This window comes from Stenotrophomonas indicatrix (assembly GCF_002750975.1).
In the GTDB taxonomy this organism is placed as follows: Bacteria; Pseudomonadota; Gammaproteobacteria; order Xanthomonadales; family Xanthomonadaceae; genus Stenotrophomonas; species Stenotrophomonas indicatrix.
Window position 1 is genome coordinate 3,959,581 of sequence record NZ_PEJS01000001.1, and the last position, 20,267, is coordinate 3,979,847.

Sequence of the window (20,267 nt, forward strand, 5' to 3'; positions counted from 1 at the left end):
GCCTCGCCGATGGCCGGGCTCTGCTAAAGTCTGGGCCCGACCAGGAACCGTCGAGACCCCCATGCCCGTGGCTGCACGCCGGAGAGGACTCCAGCGCCCACTTCGGCGGCCATCGCGCTGATGGCCGCGCCGATGCTCGATACCTACCGCGAGGTGGTAACGCCGGAAGGCGTGCCGCTGCAGTTGCCTGCGGCCGGCCCGATGCCGCGTGCGCTGGCCTGGCTGATCGACCTGGCCGTCCGCTTCGGCGCGCTCACCGCGCTGTCCATTCCGCTGGCCCTGCTCGATGAGTTCGGCCGCGGCCTGTACATGGCGCTGATGTTCCTGCTGATGTGGGCCTACCCCATCGTCTGCGAAGCGCTGTGGGGCCGTACCCTCGGCAAGCGCGTGCTGGGCTTGCGGGTGCTCGCGCAGGATGGCGCACCGGTGGGCTGGATGGCCTCGATCACCCGCAACCTGCTGCGCACCGTGGACATGCTGCCTTTCGGCTACGCACTGGGCCTGATCAGCAGCCTGTTCGATCCGCATGGCCGCCGCCTGGGCGATCTGGTTGCCGGCACGATGGTGGTACATGCACCGCCGCATTACCTGCCGCCGCCGGCCACCATCGACAGCGCGCTGGCGCCGCCGCAACCGCTGCGGCCGGAGGAACAGGCGGCGGTGATGGCCTTCGCCGAGCGCGCGCCACGCCTGTCACCCGCACGCCAGCAGGAACTGGCCGGCATCGCCGAGCCGTTGACCAGCGCGTCCGGCCAGGTCGGCGTGCTGCGCCTGTATGCAATGGCCAACTGGTTGCTGGGACGACGATGAAGCAGGAGCAGTTCGTCGCCCGCCATCAACAGGAATGGCATGACCTGGAGCAGTGGCTGCAGCATCGCGCCGGTGCCTCGCGTCGGCGTCGGCGCAGGCCGGGCGCGGAAGAAGCCGGCGATGTCAGCTTCCCGCAGCGTTACCGACGGCTGTGCCAGCAGCTGGCGCTGGCCCGCGAACGCGGCTACAGCCCGCAGCTGGTGCAACGCCTGCAGCAGTTGATGCAGCACGGCCATGGCGTGCTGTACCGCACGCCGCCGACCCGCTGGCGGCGCGCGCTGGAATTCCTGGTTGCTGATTTCCCGCTGCTGGTACGCAGCCAGGCGCGCAGCATGTGGGCGGCGCTGGCGATGTTCGCCGTGCCCGCGCTGGCCTGCTTCGTGCTGGTGCAGGTGTACCCGGACAGCATCCACCTGCTGATGGACAACGGCCAGATCGCCGAGATGGAGCGCATGTACGATCCATCGGCCGAGCGCCTGGGCCGCGACAGCGGCACCGACTGGATGATGTTCGGCTACTACATCATGAACAACATCAGCATCGCCCTGCGCACCTTCGCCAGCGGCCTGCTGGCGGGGTTGGGCACGCTGCTGGTGCTGCTGTTCAACGGCATCACCATCGGCGCGGTCGCCGGCCACCTGCAGCACATCGGCCATGGAGGCCCGTTCTGGCGCTTTGTGGCCGGCCACGGTGCGTTCGAACTGACCGCGATCGTGATTGCCGGCGGCGCCGGCCTGCAGCTGGGCATGAAACTGCTGGCTCCCGGGCGGCGGCGCCGAGTGAATGCGTTGGTCGAAGGCGGGCGCATCGGCGCGCGGCTGTGCCTGGGCGTGGCCTTCATGCTGCTGCTGGCCGCGTTCGTGGAAGCGTTCTGGTCCTCCATCGCCGACATTCCGGCTGCAGTGAAGTTCAGCGTGGCCGGGGTGCTGTGGGCCGGCGTGCTGCTGTGGCTGTGGCGCGGTGGACGCGGAGGTGGCCATGCGGATTGACCACCTGGACGTGGTGCTGCGCGCGCGCAGCAGCTGGGAAGCGATGGAGCTGGGTAGCGCGCTGGCCCGCCGCCACGCCCGCGGTGTGTGGGGCAGCTGGCTGCTGGCCAGTGCGCCGTTGTTCGTGCTGTTCAATGCACTGGCCTGGTGGCTGGATGCCTTCGGCTGGGCGTGGCTGGCGATGTGGTGGTGCAAACCGTTGTTCGAACGCGCACCGCTGTACGTGCTCTCGCGCGGCATCTTCGGCGAACGGGTCGGCCCGCGCGATGCGCTGCGCGCACAGCGGCAGTGGGGCGGCAGCGGCTTCTGGGGCTATCTGGGCTGGCGCCGTTTCAGCGGCCTGCGCAGCCTGTGCCTGCCGGTCAATCTGCTGGAGGGCAATGCGCCCGCCCAGCGTGGCCCACGCCGGCGTGCAGTGGCCGCCGGCGCTGCGGGCCCTGCGCTGGTGCTGGCGGTGATCTGCCTGGCATTCGAGCTGGTGCTGGTGGTGGGCGCGATCGCAACCATCTTCATCTTCATTCCCCTGGAACTGCTGCCCGAATCCTGGCGCGCGGCGTGGGCGATGGTCAGCGTGGAAGCGCCTGCGTGGGCCAAGCTTGGCCTCAACCTGCTGTTCTGGCTGGCAGCGGCGCTGATCGGGCCGTTCTACGTGGGCGCCGGCTTCGGCCTGTACTTGAACCGACGCACGCAGATGGAAGCCTGGGACGTGGAAATCGCCCTGCGCCGCCTGCGCGAACGCCTGCTGCCGGTCGCCTCTTCGTTGGTGCTGCTGTTGTGCCTGGCGCTGCCGTTGGCGCCCGTGCACGCACAGGACGCCGACACGCCGGACGCCGCGCAGACCACCACGGCCAGCGCCGATGAAGACGCAGAAGCGGAAGACGCTGAAGAAGCCGAAGAAGCGGCCACTGCGGAAAACGATCCGGCCAATACACCGGCGCTGATCTTCGGCGACACGCCGGTGGATACCGCTGGCTTCCGCCAGGCCGTGAACCGCGCCTACGAAGATCCGCTGCAGCGGCCGACGCGGCAGGTCAGCCGATGGAAGCCGATCGAAGACGCCGCCGAGAAGCAGAAAGACAAGAAAGAGCTGCAGAAGGACAGCAGCAGCAACGCGGACCGCACGTCGCGCAAGAGCGGCCAGTTGTGGCTGGCCCGGCTCGCCGAATGGGGCCTGTGGGGGCTTCTGGGGGTCCTGCTGCTGGTGCTGCTGTTGACCGCGCGGCTGTGGCTGCCGTGGTTGCGCGGTTCCGGCCGCCGCAAGGAAAAGCAGGCACCGCAGATCACCGAAGAGCAGGTGGAAATGCCGGTGGTGCTGCCGCCGGATGTGGCGACCCAGGCTGGGCTGCTGTGGGACCAGGGACGGCCGCGGCAGGCACTGGCGCTGCTGTATCGCGCCAGCGTGCGCACGCTGGTGGAGCGCACCGGCATCGCGTTGCCGCCCGGTGCCACCGAAGCACAGTGCCTGCGTGCCTCGCGGCGCATGTCCGACAGCACCGACCGTGAACTGTTCGCGCGCATCGTGCGCATGTGGCAGTACGCCGCCTACGGCGGGCGCCTGCCTAGCCGCAGCGATTTCGACGCGTTGGCCAGCACGCTGCGCCAGCAGTACGGGTGGCAGGCATGAGCCCGCGCCTGTTCTGGTCGTTGCTGCTCGGCGCGCTGGTCCTGCTCGGGGTGCCGCTGACCATCCTGTTCCTGCGCACGCACGAAAAGGTGACCGAGACCATCGTGCTGCCGCCGCAGGGCGAAGCCAGCTACAACCCGCTGTATGTGCTGGGCCAGGCGCTGCGCGCCGACGGCATCGAGGTGCAGTCCCGGCAGCGGCTGGACCTGGCACAGATGCCACTGGCGGCCACCGATACGGTGGTATTGCTGCAGGACACCGCCGACATGCCGCCGCGCACCGCACAGGCCCTGCTGGACTGGGTCGGCACGGGTGGCCATCTGCTGCTGCGCACGCAGCCACCGGCCGAGGACGATGCCAGCAGCACGCAGGGCCCCCTGCTGGACAGGATCGGCGTGGACAGCCTGTTCCATGAAAGCGACTGCCAGCCCTTCCACGTGGTCGATGATCCGAGCCATGTCGAGTTCTGCGGCGGCCGACGCTTCAGCCTGGGCTTCCAGGCCAACGCCACGGCCGAGCGCCGCTGGGGTGGCCAGGAAGGACTGGTGTTCGCGCGCCTGCCGCACGGCAAGGGCCGCATCGACGTGCTGGCGGACATGGACGTCATGCGCGGTGAAGGCCCGTCCGCATCAACACGCCGCCGCGCGGTCGACGCCGATGCCGTTGCCCGCGATGGCCTGCATGACCTCTCCCACCGCGACCTGACACGCTACCTGCTCGATCCCAACTATGGGCGCGGCACGATGTGGCTGGTGTACGGCAGCCGCCCGCCCTCGCTGGGCGCGCGCATCTTCTACCAGGGCTGGCCGCTGTGGGTGCCGCTGCTGCTGGCGATCCTCGGCTGGCTGTGGTCACGCGCGCAACGCTTCGGCAGTGCCCTGCCCGCGCCGGTGGTCGAACGCCGTTCGTTGCTGGAGCACGTCCGCGCCAGTGGCGAACTGCTGCTGCGCTTCGGCCATGGCACGCGCCTGTACCTGGCCGTGCAGGCGCTGTTCCTGCACCGCCTGCGCCTGCGCGCGCCCGTCGCTGCGGCACTCGACGGTGCTGCGCGTGACCAGGCCATCGCCGCAGTGCTGCAATGGCCCGTCAGTCGAGTCGCCAGTGCACTCACTCCGCCTTCGCCGCATGATTCCTCCGCCCTGCGCGAGCGCATCCGCTTGCTGCTCCAGATGAGATCCCTGCTATGACCGATGCCCCTGAACTTCCGGCGGCCGCCACCGCCCGCCTGATCGAACGCGTCGACGCCATCCGCCAGGCCGTCGGCCATGCCTTCATCGGCCAGGCCGATGTGCTCGACCAGATCCTGGTCGCCCTGCTGGCCGGTGGCCACGTGCTGATCGAAGGCGTGCCCGGCCTCGGCAAGACCCTGCTGGTGCGCGCGCTGGCGCAGGCACTGGAACTGGACTATGGCCGCGTGCAGTTCACCCCCGACCTGATGCCCAGCGACGTCAGCGGCCATGCGGTGTACGACCCGAAGAGCGAGAGCTTCAAGATCCGTCGCGGCCCGGTGTTCACCAACCTGCTGCTGGCCGACGAGATCAACCGGGCCCCGGCCAAGACCCAGTCCGCGCTGCTTGAAGTGATGCAGGAAGGCCAGGTCACCATCGAAGGCAAGGCCTTCACCCTGGCACCGCCGTTCATGGCGCTGGCCACGCAGAACCCGCTGGAACAGGAAGGCACCTATCCGCTGCCGGAAGCGCAGCTGGACCGTTTCCTGCTGAAGGTGCTGATCGACTATCCGCAGCTGGAGGACGAGAAGCGCATGGTCGCGGCGATCACCAGCGGCCGTGCCGCCAGTGATTTCGACCTGAGCCAGGTGCCGCGCGTGCTCGGTGCCGGCGAACTGCTGGCGTTGCAGCAGGCCACCGCGGCAATCACCGTGGATGACGAAGTGATCGACTACGCGGTGCGCATCGTCGCCGCCACCCGGCAGTGGCCGGGCATCGCCGTCGGCGCCGGCCCGCGCGGCAGCATCGCCCTGGTGCGTGCCTCGCGCGCGCAGGCGGTGCTGGCCGGTCGTGACTTCGTCACCCCCGACGATGTGCGCGACATCGCCCGACCCGCCCTGCGCCACCGCATTGCATTGGCACCGGAGCTGCAGATCGAAGGCCAGGGTGCCGACGACGTGCTGGGTGCGCTGCTGGCCAAGGTGGAAGCGCCGCGCCGATGAGGCCTGCGCCGCTGCTGCTGGCGTTGCTGTTGGCCTGGGCTGCGCTGGGCGGCGTGGTGCTGGCCGGGCTGCTGCCACGCTGGAGCTGGGCGCTGGCCGGCGCACTGGTTGCGGTGGTGGCACTGGTTGATCTGTGGCGGCAGCGGCGACGACCATCGCCCAGCGTCGAGCGCGACGTGCCCGAAGCCCTGGCACTGGGCGTGCGCCGCGAGATCGGCCTGCGCCTGCAGTCCGGGCAGGCCATGCAGGTACAGGTATTCGATCTGGTGCCAGGCGGTTGGCCACTGGAATCACTGCCGCAACGCGTGCAGTTGCGGGCGGGCCATGCCAGTTCGCTGCATTACCACGTGCAGCCGCAGCAGCGCGGCCGCTTTGCCTTCGAAGGCGTGCAGCTGCGCATCCGCTCGCCATGGCGGTTGTGGTGGCAGCAGCGCACGCTGCCACCGGCGCTGGAGGTGCGGGTCTATCCCAACTTCGTGCCACTCACCCGATTTGCGCTGTTCAGTGCCGACCAGGCCTCGCGACTGGTCGGTGCACATGTGAAGCGCCGCCGTGGCGAAGGCACCGACTTCCACCAGATGCGCGAGTACCGCATCGGCGACAGCCTGCGCCAGCTCGACTGGAAGGCCACCGCCCGCGCCCGCAAGCTGATCTCGCGCGAGTACCAGGACGAGAAGAACCAGCAGCTGCTGCTGATGCTCGACAGCGGCCGGCGCATGCTGGCCAGTGAAGGCGGACTCTCGCATTTCGACCATGCCTTGAACGCCTCGCTGGTGGTGGCCTACCTGGCATTGCGCCAGGGCGATGCTGCCGGCCTGTTCGCGGTAGGCGGCGAGCGTCGCTGGGTGGCGCCGCAGCGCGGCATGGACACGGTGCAGCATCTGTTGCGCGCCAGCTATGACCTGCAGCCGCAGGCCGTGGCCACCGATTACCTGGCTGCCGCCACCGAAGTCTCACTGCGCCAGCCCCGGCGCGCGCTGGTGATGCTGGTCAGCAACGTGCGCGACGAGGACATCGAAGACCTGCTTGCGGCGGTGCGCCTGCTGCAGCGCCGTCATCTGGTGTGCGTAGCCAGCCTGCGCGAGCGCGAGCTGGATGCTGCGCTGGAAGGCGAGGTGCACACGGTGGAAGATGCCGCGCAGGCCGGTGCCGCCGCGCTGTACCTGCAACAGCGTGCGCAGGCGCATGACGCGCTGCGTGCCGAACGGGTGATGGTGCTGGACGTCACGGCCGATGCCCTGCCCGCCGCGCTGGTGGAGCGCTATCTGGCGGTGAAGCGCGAAGGGCTGCTGTAACCGGTAATGCCGGCCGCTGGCCGGCGGATCACCACAACCGCCGGGCATGGCCCGGCGCTACCGACGCTCCGCCTTGGTAGATGCCAACCTTGGTTGGCACACCATCAACGGCGCCGACCAAGGTCGGCACTACCCCTGCAGCAAGCGCTTCTGCAACCGCTCCACCGCGCGCTGCAGCAGCACGCGATGCCGTGCCAATTTCATCCACTGCGGCAGCCGCGAGAACATCGAGCGATGATGCCCTTTGGTTTCACGCAGTGTCGCGACAGCGTACTCATGAAGCGCCTGCAGATGCTCGGCGTTGTAGGCCCAAAGCAGACCTGCGCGGGTCGGCTCCACCAGATGCAGCGGAAGGCCGAAATGTGGATCGGCCGGCTCGGCATCGCGCAGCGGGGTGGCCGACACGTCGACATCGCTGCTGCGCCCACATTGCCCACATCGCGCGGGAAAGGTGGCCGGCGAACGAACGCCCGACGCTATCCGGCGATGCACGTACAGCCATTGGTGCCCGCAGTACCCGCACGGCCGACGCCCCTGCATGCACACCGCGCCCACCCAGTCGCCACTGTCCAGCGCAACGCTGCAGCCGGTGCAGCGGAAACGCACCGTCCAACGGTAGGGCTGCCAGCTCGCCAGCACCCAGCCCGGCGTATCGCAGCGGTGGCAGCGCACCGCGATGCGGTCGGCGAACGCATTCAGGCCGCGACCATCGTCGAAATGACGGCCCGGCACGGGAGCAGGACGCCCGCGCCGACCGGGCGGGCGTTGCACCGCCATCAGACGTAGATCCGCGTCGGCGCTTCGTCGATGATCGCGTGCGGCACGAAGCGCGCACTGTCGCGGGTGATCGCGCTGTCGTCCTCGCGGATGCCGATGCCGCAGGCGTGGTCGCCGATCACCCAGCTGCCGATCAGCGGGTAACCGCCTTCGAAGCGGGTGAGCGGATGCGCACGCTGGAGGATCGCCGGACCGTCGTACGGACCGTCGCTGCGCTGCGTGCTGCCGTCGGCCAGGTGCATCTCGATGTTGGCACCTTCGCGCGAGAACAGCGGCTTGCGCACCCAGCCCGAGGCCAGCGCGCTGCCGTCATCGAAGTGTGCTTCCAGCAGGTTCGGATGGCCGACATTGCGCTGCCACAGCAGCGGCAGGATGCCCTTGTTGCTCAGCACCGCCTTCCATGCCGGTTCCAGCAGCTGCACGCCCGAGCCCGGCAGCGCGCGACCGAATTCCTCGGCCATCAGGTCTTCCAGCGGGTACAGCTTGAACAGCGTGCCGATGACCGTATCGTCCAGCGCGGTGAAGCGCCCGTCTTCGGACAGGCCGATGTCCTCGATGGCGATCGCCTGCCCGTGCAGGCCCGTCTGCGAAGCGCAGTCGCGCAGATACTCGACCGTACCGCGGTCTTCGTCCGAGCTGCCCACCGCACTGAAATACAGCGGCGGCGGCAGCTGCGTGGCCAGTTCGCCGAAGCGTTCGACCAGGGCTTCATGGATCGCGTTGAACTGGTCGGCGTGCTGCGGCAGGCGGCCGGCGTTGCGCTGGTCCTCCAGCCACTGCCACTGGAAGAAGCTGGCTTCAAACAGCGAGGTCGGCGTGTCGTAGTTCAGTTCGTACAGCTTGGCCGGGCCGGTGCCGTCGTAGGCCAAGTCCAGGCGCCCGTACAGGTGCGGCTGGCGCTGGCGCCAGCTGTCGGCGATCCAGTCGCGGTAATGCGCGGGGATCGCCAGCTGGTCCATCAGGCGCTCGCTGGCGATGACATCGCCGACCAGGTCCATCGCCATCTGGTGCAGTTCGGCGCTGGGGTCTTCGATGTCCTGCTCGATCTGGCGCAGGGTGAACGCGTAATACGCGCTTTCATCCCAGTACGGCTGGCCGTCGATGGTGTGGAAGCGGAAACCGGCTTCCTCCGCGCGCGCCCGCCACTGGGCGCGCTCGGCAATACGGATACGTTGCATGGGTCGATCAGCCGCCGACGCTGCTGCCGCTGCGGCGCGCACTGGTGCTGCCAAAGCCGCTGCGGCTGGCGGTCACCGCACGGTTCGGTTCGCTGCTGACCGGGGCCAGCCCGGCCTTGCCCGCGCCGATGCCGCTGGCGGTGTTCAGGCCGCCGCTGCCACCCGGGGCAGGACGCGCCCAACCGGCGCTCTTGTCCTGGTAGGCCGGCGCCGAAGCCGGCGCCTGCGGGGCCAGGCCACCGCGGTTGCTCAGCATCTGCGACATGAAGAAGCCCATCATCATCGGACCGATGAACGAGGTGCCGGCCGAGGTGTGCTGCTGCACGCACTGCTCAGGCTTGTAATCCTGTTCGCAGGCTTCCTTGGTCGCGTACTTCGGCGCTGCGTCGGCAGACTTCTTCTGCGCCTCGGCAAACGCATTGCGGCACGCCGAAGGATCAGCGGTAGCCGCGGTGCAGGCCTCCACCGAGGTATACAGGCCTTCCTGCACCTGCACCTGCTCTTCCTTCTGGCAGGCAGTGAACAGCAGCGGCGCAGCGCTCATCAGCAGCAGCGCGGTGGTGCGGGAACGTTTCATGGCCTCATGCCTTCAAGTCGGAACAATGCCCCATCATGCCAAATCCGGGCCAACAACCGGAATCGGCAAAGTAGGAAAGATGAACGGAATTTCATTTTCGTTGTCATCCCGAGCTTGATCCACGCATGGCATGGATCTACTGGCCCACGGCCACCTGTCGGAGGCGGGGTGGGTCCGGTGGCGGGGGCGTGAGCGCCATGGATGGCGCGACCGAGCCTACATGGACGTATTTACGGCGTCCCCCGCCACCGGACCCAGCCCGCCATCCCGCGGATAGCCCGCTTTTGATTTTGACGTTGACGTTGATTCGGCAGGTGCAGGGCGCAGCCCTGCCGGACCGCCTCCGGTGGTTGCAGCAGCAACCGAAAAAATTGGCCATGATCAACCGACCCCCACGTCGTACGGCCCGCCCGTTCCGCCAGCCATGCCCGAATACCGCTCCCGCACCTCCACCGCCGGCCGCAACATGGCCGGTGCCCGCGCCCTGTGGCGTGCCACCGGCATGAAGGATGGCGACTTCCACAAGCCGATCATCGCCATCGCCAACTCCTTCACCCAGTTCGTGCCCGGCCACGTGCACCTGAAGGACCTTGGCCAGCTGGTCGCGCGCGAGATCGAACAGGTCGGCGGCGTCGCCAAGGAATTCAACACCATCGCCGTGGACGACGGCATCGCCATGGGCCACGACGGCATGCTGTACTCGCTGCCCAGCCGCGAGATCATCGCCGACGCCGTCGAATACATGGTCAACGCCCACTGCGCCGATGCGCTGGTGTGCATCAGCAACTGCGACAAGATCACCCCCGGCATGCTGATGGCGGCGCTGCGCCTGGACATCCCGGTGGTGTTCGTCTCCGGCGGACCGATGGAAGCCGGCAAGACCAAGCTGTCCGAGCACAAGCTGGACCTGGTCGACGCGATGGTCGTCGCTGCCGATGACAGCGCTTCGGACGAGAAGGTCGCCGACTACGAGCGCAGCGCCTGCCCCACCTGTGGCTCGTGCTCGGGCATGTTCACCGCCAACTCGATGAACTGCCTGACCGAAGCACTGGGCCTGTCGCTGCCGGGCAACGGCACCACCCTGGCCACGCATGCCGACCGCGAAGCGTTGTTCCGTCGCGCCGGCCGCCTGATCGTCGAACTCTGCCACCGCTGGTATGGCGGCGAAGACCCGCGTGCGCTGCCGCGCGGCATCGCCACCCAGGCCGCGTTCGCCAACGCCATGACCCTGGACATCGCCATGGGCGGCTCGACCAATACCATCCTGCACCTGCTGGCCGCCGCGCAGGAAGGCGAGGTCGACTTCGACCTGACCCACATCGATGCACTGTCGCGGCGCGTGCCGCAGCTGTGCAAGGTGGCACCGAACACGCCGAAGTACCACATCGAGGACGTGCACCGCGCCGGTGGTGTGTTCGGCATCCTCGGTGAACTGGATCGCGCCGGCCTGCTGGATACCTCGGTGCCGACCGTGCACAGCGCCACGCTCGGTGAAGCACTGGATCGCTGGGACGTGATGCGCAGCGACAACGACACCCTGCACACCTTCTTCAAGGCGGGTCCCGCCGGCATTCCCACCCAGGAGGCCTTCAGCCAGGCCACGCGCTGGCCGTCGCTGGACCAGGATCGCGCCGAAGGCTGCATCCGTGCACTCGAACATGCCTATTCGCAGGAAGGCGGGCTGGCCGTGCTGCGCGGCAACCTCGCCGTCGACGGTTGCGTGGTGAAGACGGCAGGCGTGGACGAATCGATCCACGTGTTCGAAGGCAATGCGCGCGTGTTCGAAAGCCAGGACGCCGCCGTGGCCGGCATTCTTGCCGATGAAGTGAAGCCCGGCGACGTGGTGGTGATCCGCTACGAAGGCCCGAAGGGCGGCCCGGGCATGCAGGAGATGCTGTACCCGACCAGCTACCTGAAGTCGAAAGGCCTGGGCAAGCAGTGCGCACTACTGACCGACGGCCGATTCTCCGGTGGCACCTCGGGCCTGTCGATCGGCCACGTTTCGCCGGAAGCGGCCAGCGGCGGTGTGATCGGACTGGTGGAGGATGGTGACCGCATCCGCATCGACATCCCGGCGCGGCGCATCGACCTGCTGGTGGAGGAGGCGACGCTGGTCCAGCGCCGCGCCGACGCCGATGCACGGGGCTGGAAGCCGCGCGCACCGCGCCCACGCAAGGTCACCAGCGCGCTGAAGGCCTATGCCCTGCTGGCCACCAGCGCCGACAAGGGCGCCGTGCGCAACACCGCCCTGCTGGGCGACTGAAGACCGGTAGTGCCGGCCGCTGGCCGGCAGCCTCCCTCGTAGTCCGCTAAGGTATCCCAACATCACCGACACGGAGGTTGTGATGACGTCACTTTTCCTCGCACTGGCCGTGGCCATGGGCGCGAGCGCCGAACCGCCGCAGGCCCCTGACTGCAGCTACGACCGCGCGGCGATGCTGGCGATGGAACCGGGCATGTTCGACCAGGACATGGACGGGGGCTGGCGCCCGCTGGCCGATCGCGGCTGCACCCAGGAAGCCGCGGACCTGCTGGCCGCGTATGCGGCATTGCCCAAGGCGACGGGCAACACCACCCTCGTCTGGCACGAAGGGCAGCTGCGCGCGGAGCTTGGGCAAACCGCGCAGGCGATTGCGCTGATGCAGCGCACCTACAAGCCGAAGGACACCGACCCCGGCTACTGGAACGCCTACGTGGACGGCACGATCGCGTTCCTGCGGCGTGATCGCAGCGGACTGGAAAAGGCACGTGCCGCGCTGGTCGCGATACCGACGCCACCCACGATGGCGGAGAACATCAAGAACGGTCGTTTCCACTTCACTACCAAAGGCGGGCAGCAGGTGGATGCCCCTTGGCCGCCGAATCTCGATGTGCTCGATGCCTTCCTGCGCTGCTTCGACCGCGATTACCACAATGCGATGGGCAACCCGGCCTGCCGGAAGCCGGAAAGCGGTTGAGGCTCTCCGCCGGGCATGGCCCGACGCTACCAGTGCGGGCTCAGCCGATGGTGCGCTTGAACGGCGGCAGCGCGTCGATGATGCGCTTGCCGTAACGGCGGGTCAGCAGGCGCGAGTCGAGGATGATCACCCGCCCGGTGTCGGTGGAGGTGCGGATCAGGCGGCCGGCGAACTGGGTCAGCGTGCGCAGCGCATGCGGGATCGCGATCAGGTTGAACGCATTGAGCCCACGCGCTTCCACCCATTCGCTCAGGGTGGCGGTCTGCGGATCGGTCGGCACCGCGAACGGCACCTGGGTGATCACCACCGTGGTGCAGGCCTCACCGGGAAGATCCAGGCCTTCGCCGAACGAGTTCAGCCCGAACAGCACCGAACCCTCGCCGGCGGCGACACGGCGCAGGTGTTCGTCGATCATGCGCGTCTTCGACATCTCGCCCTGCACCAGCACCTGCTTGCGCTTGGCGGCCGGCATCAGGCCCGCCACCTTCTCCATCTTCCAGCGCGAGGTGAACAGCACCATCGAGCCCTTCGTCCAGTCCAGTTCCTTGCCGATGTACCGTGCCACTTCGCGCGGATGGCCTTCGCGGTCATCGGGCGTGACCGGAAACGGCGGCACGATCAGCTCGGCCTGGTTGGGCAGGTCGAACGGCGAGGACAGCGAGACCATCTCGGCGGTTTCGGGGATGCCGTTGTCGATCGCCAGCGCCTGGAAGTCGCCGCCACCGGTCAGCGTCGCCGAGGTCATCACCACCGAATCCACTTCATCCCACAACAGCTTGCGCAGCACGTGCGCGGCCGACACCGGCGAGCCATGCAGCACCAGGTCGCCATCGCGGGTGGCGGTCACCCAGCGCGCCATCGGGGGCGCGCCTTCCTTGTCTTCGCGGCGCCAGACCTGCCACAGGTTGTACTGCTGCTCGATCATCTCCAGGGCCATGCCGAGGTTGCGCTGCAGGCGCTCGCGCGCCGGATCGTCCGGCTTGCCCTTGGCGACCTGCGCGGTGGCCGCGTGCGCCCAGTTGTAGAGGCTGCGGGTATCGTCGGCCAGCGCCTCGATCGGCTCGCGCCAGGCCTCGGGCAGGCGTCCGTTGGCCGCGCGCCACATCGGCTCCTCGTCGGCCGGCGCCGGCATCCATACCGCCTCGACGTGGTCGCGGAACGCACGCAGGCCCTTGGCCACGTTGCTGGCCGCGTCGATGGCTTCGTTCGGCAGCAGGTTGCCGAGGCGATCCTTGTCGACCGCGCGGTAGGCACCGGCGATCAGGATCTGCAGGCGGCCGGTGCGCTTGGCCATTTCATCCAATGCCAGGCTGGCCGCGCCCTGATCAATGGCCACATTGCCAACATGGTGGCCTTCGTCGAGCACCAGCAGCATGTCCGACGGCGCGGCGATCATCGGCTGGCCGTTGTCGCTGTCACCAATGGACAGCGCCGACAGCAGCAACGCGTGGTTGGTGACCACGATCTGCGCATCGCGCACGGTGTTGCGCGAGCGCAGCACCGCGCACTGCGCCGAGTACGCGCAGCGTCGCCCCGCGCAGCCTGAGGCCGGGGTGGTGATGCGGCTGCGCAGGCCAGGACTGATGGTTTCCGGTGCGTTGTCGATGTCGCCGTCCCAGCTGCCGCTGGTGAAGGCCACGGTGAGGCGCTTGGCGATGTCCATCTCGATCGGCGCCAGCGGGCGGTCGAACAGCGGCTGCTCGTCCTCGAACATGCCGTTCTGCGCGCCCTCGCCGTGCGCCTCGGCGGCGTTGCGCGTGCACAGGTAGCGGGTGCGGCCCTTGGCCAGGGCAACGGTCGCCTCCAGGCCGGTGGCCTTGAGGAAGTTCGGAATATCGCGCTCGACCAGCTGCGACTGCAGCGCCACGGTACCGGTGCTGATCACCAGCTTCTTCTTGCTGGCCAGGGCAATCGGCACCCCGGCGGTCAGGTAGCCCAGGCTCTTGCCAACGCCGGTCGGCGCCTCGACCACGCCCACGCCACCGCTGGTGGACAGCGCACGCGACACCACGCCGATCATCTGGCTCTGCGAGCGGCGGGTGGAGAAGCCGGGGGTATTGGCCTGCAGCGTCGTGTACGCCTTGCGGATCGCGTCCTTCAAGGTGTCATCGAGCTTGCGTGGAGCGGCGACGGTTTCGGTCACGCCAGAACTACCGTAGCGGGGTCAGGCCGGCCATTGTCGCATGGCCGGCCACGGGCTCCGAGGCGCGGGCGCTGAACAGGGTCAGCCGCGTCGCACGATGGCTGGATGCACGCCCCGCAACGCTACCGACGCGGCCAAGGCCGCCATCGGAGTCAGGGTGTAGCGGCGCGCAGCCGCAGCAACCGTACCAGCGCCCAGACCAGCAGGACCGTGCCGACGGCATCCAGCATCGCCAGGCCGAAGTGCACCACGCCCAGCACGGTACTCAGCTGCGAGATCGCGCCGAAGTCACCGTTGCTGACCATCCACATCGGCACCAGGTTGGCCAGCAGGCTGCCCATGCTGGACGCCAGCAACAGCAGCAGGCCGGTCAGCGCGCCGGTACGTGCCGGATCGCGCGGCGCGCCCATCACCCAGACCAGGCCAACGCACAGGGCAATCAGCACCGGCAGGCGCACGCCGACCATGGTCAGCAGGGAGACCATCAGAGCCTGGGTATCCATCGATCAGTCCTGCCCGGCGAAGGCGCCGGCACCGGCGCGCAGCTGCTGGTAGACCTCGTCGGTCTGCGGGCGTACGGCATGCCACTGCAGGAAGCTCTCCGCCGCCTGCTCGACCAGCATGCCCAGGCCATCGACCGTGTTGCGGCACTGCGCGGCGCGCGCCCAGGCCAGGAAGGCGATGGCGGCCTCGCCGTAGTTCAGGTCGACGGCCGTGGTCATCGAATTGACCAGCGACAGCGGCAGCTTGAACTCGGCGTCGCGATCGCGGCCGGCCGAGGTGGCGTTGAGGATCAGTTCGAAATCACCGAGGTCGCGCAGATCGTCCCAGTAGCGGCTGAGCGCGCGGCCCGGCTCGCCCATGGCATCGATCAGTTCATCGGCACGTTCCGGCGTGCGGTTGACCACCACCAGTTCGGTGATGCCGGCATCCAGCAGCGCCGGAGCGACGCTGCGCGCCGAACCACCGGCACCCAGCAGCAGCACGCGGCGGCCGCGCAGGTCCAGGCTGTGGCGGTCGGTGAGGTCACGCACCAGGCCGATGCCATCGGTGGTGTCACCGTGCCAGCGGTCGCCCTTGCGCAGCAGGGTATTGACCGAGCCGGCGCGGCGCGCGCGTGCGGTCAGCGTAGTGCACACCGAGAACGCCGCTTCCTTGTGCGGTGAGGTGACGTTGGCACCGACACCGCCTTCGGAGGCGAACGCCTCCAGCCCGGCCAGGAATGCGTCCGGGGCGAGATCGATGCTGCGGTAGTCGAGGGAGATGCCTTCCTGGCGACCGAACGCCGCATGGATCTGCGGCGACTTCGAGTGGGCGACGGGGTGTCCGAAGACGGCGTAACGATCGGTCATGGAATCCTCAAGCTGGCTAGACTGGTGCTCTTTCGTGCATGGACCTGGATGATGCGTATCGCCCCGACCCTGCTGGTGCTCGCCGCCAGTCTACTCTCTGCCCCGGTGGCGATGGCGTTGAACGAGTACGGCATCGAAGGCATGGGCGTGGTCTCCACCCGTGCCGATGAAGGCCGGGCCACGATCAGCGCCGATGGCCAGCGCATCGTCTTCGCCCGCCGTGGCGAGGCCGGCTGGGGGCTGTGGCAGGCGAGCGTGGTCGACGGCCGCTGGCAGCAGGCGCAGGCGTTGCCGCTGGCGGTGTCCGGCGAGGTGCGCGATCCGTATTTCAGCCGCGATGGCCGCTGGCTGCTGTTCGCCGCAGGCCGCGAGGGCCGGTCGGGGCTGTACCGGGCGGCGATCGCCGCCGATGGCAGCATGAGGGCGCCGCAAGCGCTGGCAGGCGATGGTGGCCGCCATGAAGAGCGCGGGCCGGCATTGAGCGCGGACGGGCGACAGCTGCTGTTTGCCCGCCAGCAGGGCCGTGGTGCCGGCTGGGACCTGTTCGTGGCCTCGTTGGACGCGCAGGGCGTGCGAGGCCCGACGACGGCATTGCAGGCATTGAACAGCCCCGCCGATGAAACCGATGGCGACTGGCTGGGCAGCGCTGGCGCGGTGGCCTTCAGCCGGGGCAGCGGTGACACCGCGCAGGTCTGGACCAGCGGTTGTGCATGGACGGGCGCTGCGCTGCAGCCGATCGGACTGTCGTTCAACCAGGCCAGCGGCTGGACCGGCGCGCCGGTGGTCGACAACGCCAAGCCGGGCGAAATGATGGTGGCCAGCAGCGCGGCGAAGTCGCCCCGCGCCGGTGGCGTGGATGTATACCGGCTGGCCGTGCCGAAGGTGGCGGCAGTGCCCGGGTGCATGCAGTAGATCCACGCCATGCGTGGATGACGCCTTCTGGCCGGTGCCGACATCGGTCGGCACACGGACCGCCAACCAGGGTTGGCGCCACCAGTAGATCCACGCCATGCGTGGATGACGTCGTCTGGCCGGTGCCGACATCGGTCGGCACACGGACCGCCAACCAAGGTTGGCGACTACCAGTAGATCCACGCCATGCGTGGATGGCCCGGGTCCCGGGCCACGGGGATCAGCGCGACAGCACCTTCGCGCGCTGCTGTTCGTACTCCGCTTCGCTGAGCTGGCCGTTGTCCTTGCGCCGGTTCAGGGCGGCCAGTTCGGCCTGCACGCTTTCCGGCACGGCCTGCTCGCGGGCAACCCGGGCCGCAGCGGAGAGCTGCTCGGGCGGGCGCCGCGCGGCGCGCCAGGCAGCAACGAACACGCCGACGATGATGGCCCCGAACACCAGCGTACCGGTGCCCCAGATCAACCATTGCATCCAACCCATTTCAGGTCCCATCGCGTGTTCCTCCGTCCGTCGTGGGCGCTATTGTCAGCGCTCGCGCAGCCAACGCGCCACCTGCGGCGCGAAATAGGTCAGCACGCCATCGGCGCCGGCACGCTTGAAGCCCAGCAGCGATTCCAGCACGCAGGCGCGCTCGTCCAGCCAGCCGTTGGCGAACGCCGCCTTCATCATCGCGTACTCGCCACTGACCTGGTAAGCAAAGGTCGGAACCCCGAAGGTTTCCTTCACCCGCCGCACCAGGTCCAGGTACGGCATGCCCGGCTTGACCATCACCATGTCCGCGCCCTCCTCCAGGTCCAGGGCGATCTCGCGCATCGCCTCGTCACCATTGGCCGGGTCCATCTGGTAGGTCTTCTTGTCGGCCTTGCCGAGGCTGGCCGCGCTGCCCACCGCATCGCGGAACGGACCGTAGAACGCCGACGCGTACTTGGCCGAGTAGGCCATGATGCGCACGTTGAGGTGGTGGTCGGCGTCCAGCGCACGACGGATCGCACCGATGCGGCCATCCATCATGTCCGACGGCGAAATGATGTCCGCGCCTGCCTCGGCATGCGACAGCGACTGCTTGACCAGCGCTTCGACGGTGATGTCGTTGAGCACGTAGCCCTTGTCATCGATGATGCCGTCCTGGCCGTGCGTGGTGTACGGATCCAGAGCCACGTCGGTCATCACCCCCAGCTCCGGGAAGCGCGACTTCAGCGCGCGGATCGCACGCTGCGCCAGGCCGTCCTCGGCCCACGCCGCCGAGGCGTCCAGCGACTTCTGCGAGGCATCCAGCACCGGGAACAGGTCGATCACCGGGATGCCCAGTTCCAGCGCTTCCTCGGCCACCTTCAGCAGCTCTTCGATCGACAGCCGCTCCACGCCCGGCATCGACGGCACAGCAACGCGACCGGCCGGTTCGTGCACGAACACCGGATAGATCAGGTCGTCGGTGGTCAGCGTGTTCTCGCGCATCAGGCGGCGCGAGAATTCGTCATGGCGCATGCGCCGCGGGCGGTAATGGGGATGAGGCATGGCAGGCTCCGGGGAGTGGCTATTGCAACAGGTAGCCCTGCGGCAGCAGGGGTGCGGGCAACGGGCGTTCGCCGAGGGCGTCGAGCTGGTCGATCTCGATGGTGCGCACCAGCGCGTCCAGCGGCAGGTCGTTCGGCTCCAGGCCGAACGGGTCTTCCATTTCTTCACCCAGCTGGTCCAGGCCGAAGAAGGCGTAGGCCAGCACCGCCGACAGCACCGGCGTGGCCCAGCCCAGCGAGCTGGCCAGGCCGAACGGCAGCAGCACGCAGAACATCCACGCGCAGCGGTGCAGCAGCAGGGTGTAGGCGAACGGCAGCGGGGTGGTCAGGATGCGTTCGCAGCCAGCCTGGATCGAGGACATCGCGTGCAGGCGCTCTTCCAGCTGGACATAAAGAATGGAATCGAGCGTGCCGGCGCGACGGGCCTGGGCCAGTTCGGCGGCGATCATCGCCAGCAACGCATCGGGCACGTTCCCGCGCTGGACGAGCTGCCCGCGCTGTTCCTCGTCCAGCCATGGCACCGCCGCCAGCGCGACGTCGCGGGCGCGCAGGCGCGCGGCCAGTGCATAGGCGAAGGCGGTGGTCAGGTAGCCGAGGCGCTGGCGGCGCGGTGCGTCGTCGGCCAGCAGCACCTGTACCTGCCGCGCCAGCGAGCGCGATTCGAACACAAGCTGGCCCCACAGCTTGCGGCCCTCCCACCAGCGGTCGTAGCAGGCGCTGTTGCGGAAGCTGAGGAAGATCGACAGGACCAGGCCGAGCAGGGTGAACGGGGTGACCGAGACGCGCTCGATGCCGATCGGCGGCGCCAGTTCCACCACCGCGGCGACCGCGATGGACAGGATGAGGATGGCCAGCACCTTCGGCGCGATGGCCGGAACGATGGAGCCACGCAGGATGTACAGCAGTTGCCAGCCGTGGGGACGGGAACGAATGATCATGGGAGCAGCCGCGCAGGGCGCGGTTCGACAGGCACGCGGGGGGCTCGCGCAGCCGCCCATTCTACTCCCTGCCCGGCCGGCGGCCGTGTCCCTGCGACGCCCGGTCGCACCGGCCCGGCCGGCTCAGATCACGCCGCCGCCCAGCCCCAGGCGCAGGATGCCGACCACCACCACGATGCCGTTCAGGATCAGCCCGGTCCACGCCCGGCCGCGCTTGCTGGGGTGGGTGAACAGGATGCCGAGCGCGGCGATGATCGCGCCGACCGCGGCGAACGGGATCAGGAACCAGTTGCCCCAGCCCAGCAGCGGTATCAACGCCAGGATCATCCACAGCAGCGCCAGCACGCCCCACAACAGACTGATCACACCCATAGCGCCCTCCCGTGGTTGTTCATGTGCCAACCATAGCTGTTCCCGGCAGCGCCGCCTACCGCCGTTGCCGTCAGCCTCACCGGCCCCGTGCTAGCGTGCGGCCATGGGTCGAGCCCCCGATGTTGGCGCCGATTCAGAGTGCCCGGCTGATGATCCGAACCAGTCCTACAGGGGTATACGCCATGAACATCCGTTGGGTCGCCTTGGCGGCCATGCTGCTGACCGTTGCCGGTTGCGCCAGCACCTCCAAGGTCATGCTGGGCCGCGCCCGCGCGCCGATCGATCCGTCCCAGGTGCAGATCTATTCGACGCCGCCCGCCGGTTCGCAGGAAATCGCCCAACTGGAATCGTCTTCGGCGGTGGGCTTCGGCACGCAGGGCCAGACCGATGCCGCGGTGGCTCGCCTCAAGCGCGAAGCGGCTGCACTGGGTGCCAACGGCGTGATCCTGATGGGCGTGGGCAGCAGTGGCTCGCCGGTCGGCATGTCGGTCGGTGCCGGCAGTTACGGTTCGCACGTGGGCGGCGGCGTGGGCATCGGCATACCGACGACGCAGAAGCGCGCCGCCGGCGTGGCGATCTGGGTACCGGATCCGGCGCCGCCGGCACGCCTGCCGACGCAGACGATCACCCCGCAGCGCTGAGCGGCAGCGTCACCGCGGGT

Annotated in this window: 20 protein-coding genes; 10 read left to right on the top strand and 10 right to left on the bottom strand. The window is 68.6% G+C overall.

Annotated elements, in window-relative coordinates; translation table 11 throughout:
• Nucleotides 1-120: 120 nt before the first annotated feature.
• From CR918_RS18275 to CR918_RS18300, 6 genes are read left to right on the top strand one after another with little or no spacing between them, the layout of a single operon-like run.
• Nucleotides 121-810: an RDD family protein gene (locus CR918_RS18275; RefSeq protein ID WP_032976856.1), complete on the top strand. Its 690-nt coding sequence runs from the start codon at nt 121-123 to the stop codon at nt 808-810.
• Complete coding sequence (locus CR918_RS18280; RefSeq protein WP_099844079.1) at nt 807-1,799, top strand: stage II sporulation protein M; 993 nt, start codon at nt 807-809, stop codon at nt 1,797-1,799. Before CR918_RS18275 ends, CR918_RS18280 begins: the two co-directional genes overlap by 4 nt.
• Nucleotides 1,789-3,423, top strand: coding sequence for a DUF4129 domain-containing protein (locus CR918_RS18285; RefSeq protein ID WP_099844432.1), 1,635 nt, complete (start codon nt 1,789-1,791; stop codon nt 3,421-3,423). Before CR918_RS18280 ends, CR918_RS18285 begins: the two co-directional genes overlap by 11 nt.
• A complete protein-coding gene (locus CR918_RS18290) occupies nt 3,420-4,610 on the top strand; it encodes a DUF4350 domain-containing protein (RefSeq protein WP_099844081.1) in 1,191 nt (396 codons plus the stop codon). Before CR918_RS18285 ends, CR918_RS18290 begins: the two co-directional genes overlap by 4 nt.
• A complete protein-coding gene (locus tag CR918_RS18295) occupies nt 4,607-5,593 on the top strand; it encodes an AAA family ATPase (RefSeq protein ID WP_025877520.1) in 987 nt (328 codons plus the stop codon). The genes CR918_RS18290 and CR918_RS18295 overlap by 4 nt, the downstream gene beginning before the upstream one ends.
• Nucleotides 5,590-6,888, top strand: a complete 1,299-nt coding sequence (locus CR918_RS18300) for a DUF58 domain-containing protein (RefSeq protein ID WP_025877522.1) — start codon at nt 5,590-5,592, stop codon at nt 6,886-6,888. The genes CR918_RS18295 and CR918_RS18300 overlap by 4 nt, the downstream gene beginning before the upstream one ends.
• 129 nt (nt 6,889-7,017) lie before the next feature.
• Here CR918_RS18300 and CR918_RS18305 read toward each other — a convergent pair whose 3' ends face one another.
• From CR918_RS18305 to CR918_RS18315, 3 genes are read right to left on the bottom strand one after another with little or no spacing between them, the layout of a single operon-like run.
• The gene (locus tag CR918_RS18305; protein ID WP_025877524.1) at nt 7,018-7,665 is read right to left on the bottom strand and encodes a hypothetical protein; all 648 of its coding nucleotides are present in this window, start codon (nt 7,663-7,665) and stop codon (nt 7,018-7,020) included.
• Entirely contained in the window at nt 7,665-8,843 is a 1,179-nt protein-coding gene (locus CR918_RS18310) for a glutathionylspermidine synthase family protein (RefSeq protein ID WP_025877526.1), read from the bottom strand. Before CR918_RS18310 ends, CR918_RS18305 begins: the two co-directional genes overlap by 1 nt.
• A 7-nt stretch (nt 8,844-8,850) precedes the next feature.
• On the bottom strand, nt 8,851-9,420 hold the full coding sequence (locus CR918_RS18315) for a DUF1190 domain-containing protein (RefSeq protein WP_099844083.1): 570 nt from the start codon (nt 9,418-9,420) through the stop codon (nt 8,851-8,853).
• A gap of 424 nt (nt 9,421-9,844) precedes the next feature.
• Here CR918_RS18315 and ilvD point away from each other — a divergent pair, with 424 nt between their 5' ends.
• Both ilvD and CR918_RS18330 read left to right on the top strand, forming a co-directional pair.
• Nucleotides 9,845-11,683, top strand: coding sequence for a dihydroxy-acid dehydratase (ilvD, locus tag CR918_RS18325; RefSeq protein WP_025877530.1), 1,839 nt, complete (start codon nt 9,845-9,847; stop codon nt 11,681-11,683).
• A gap of 82 nt (nt 11,684-11,765) precedes the next feature.
• Complete coding sequence (locus CR918_RS18330; protein WP_099844085.1) at nt 11,766-12,377, top strand: hypothetical protein; 612 nt, start codon at nt 11,766-11,768, stop codon at nt 12,375-12,377.
• Between the two features lie 40 nt (nt 12,378-12,417).
• On the opposite strand, the gene dinG is transcribed toward CR918_RS18330, so the two are convergent.
• From dinG to aroE, 3 genes are all read right to left on the bottom strand, one after another.
• Nucleotides 12,418-14,520 carry an ATP-dependent DNA helicase DinG gene (dinG, locus tag CR918_RS18335; RefSeq protein ID WP_025877533.1) on the bottom strand — a complete coding sequence of 701 codons (2,103 nt, stop codon included), beginning with the start codon at nt 14,518-14,520 and terminating at the stop codon, nt 12,418-12,420.
• 152 nt (nt 14,521-14,672) lie between these two features.
• The gene (locus CR918_RS18340; protein WP_088101842.1) at nt 14,673-15,023 is read right to left on the bottom strand and encodes a hypothetical protein; all 351 of its coding nucleotides are present in this window, start codon (nt 15,021-15,023) and stop codon (nt 14,673-14,675) included.
• Between the two features lie 3 nt (nt 15,024-15,026).
• On the bottom strand, nt 15,027-15,872 hold the full coding sequence (gene aroE / locus CR918_RS18345; RefSeq protein WP_033832490.1) for a shikimate dehydrogenase: 846 nt from the start codon (nt 15,870-15,872) through the stop codon (nt 15,027-15,029).
• A gap of 48 nt (nt 15,873-15,920) precedes the next feature.
• Here aroE and CR918_RS18350 point away from each other — a divergent pair, with 48 nt between their 5' ends.
• Nucleotides 15,921-16,784: a PD40 domain-containing protein gene (locus CR918_RS18350; protein WP_099844087.1), complete on the top strand. Its 864-nt coding sequence runs from the start codon at nt 15,921-15,923 to the stop codon at nt 16,782-16,784.
• A 220-nt stretch (nt 16,785-17,004) separates the two neighbouring features.
• On the opposite strand, the gene CR918_RS18355 is transcribed toward CR918_RS18350, so the two are convergent.
• The 4 genes from CR918_RS18355 to CR918_RS18370 all read right to left on the bottom strand — a co-directional run bounded on the left by CR918_RS18355 (nt 17,005) and on the right by CR918_RS18370 (nt 19,606).
• Nucleotides 17,005-17,274, bottom strand: a complete 270-nt coding sequence (locus tag CR918_RS18355) for a gas vesicle protein GvpG (protein ID WP_025877541.1) — start codon at nt 17,272-17,274, stop codon at nt 17,005-17,007.
• A gap of 33 nt (nt 17,275-17,307) precedes the next feature.
• Nucleotides 17,308-18,297, bottom strand: a complete 990-nt coding sequence (gene hemB / locus CR918_RS18360; protein WP_025877543.1) for a porphobilinogen synthase — start codon at nt 18,295-18,297, stop codon at nt 17,308-17,310.
• 19 nt (nt 18,298-18,316) lie between these two features.
• The gene (locus tag CR918_RS18365) at nt 18,317-19,234 is read right to left on the bottom strand and encodes a bestrophin family protein (RefSeq protein WP_099844089.1); all 918 of its coding nucleotides are present in this window, start codon (nt 19,232-19,234) and stop codon (nt 18,317-18,319) included.
• Nucleotides 19,235-19,357: 123 nt separating this feature from the next.
• The gene (locus CR918_RS18370; RefSeq protein ID WP_032952021.1) at nt 19,358-19,606 is read right to left on the bottom strand and encodes a hypothetical protein; all 249 of its coding nucleotides are present in this window, start codon (nt 19,604-19,606) and stop codon (nt 19,358-19,360) included.
• Between the two features lie 182 nt (nt 19,607-19,788).
• Between CR918_RS18370 and CR918_RS18375 the strand changes: the two genes are divergently transcribed.
• A complete protein-coding gene (locus tag CR918_RS18375) occupies nt 19,789-20,247 on the top strand; it encodes a hypothetical protein (protein WP_025877548.1) in 459 nt (152 codons plus the stop codon).
• Nucleotides 20,248-20,267: the final 20 nt, after the last annotated feature.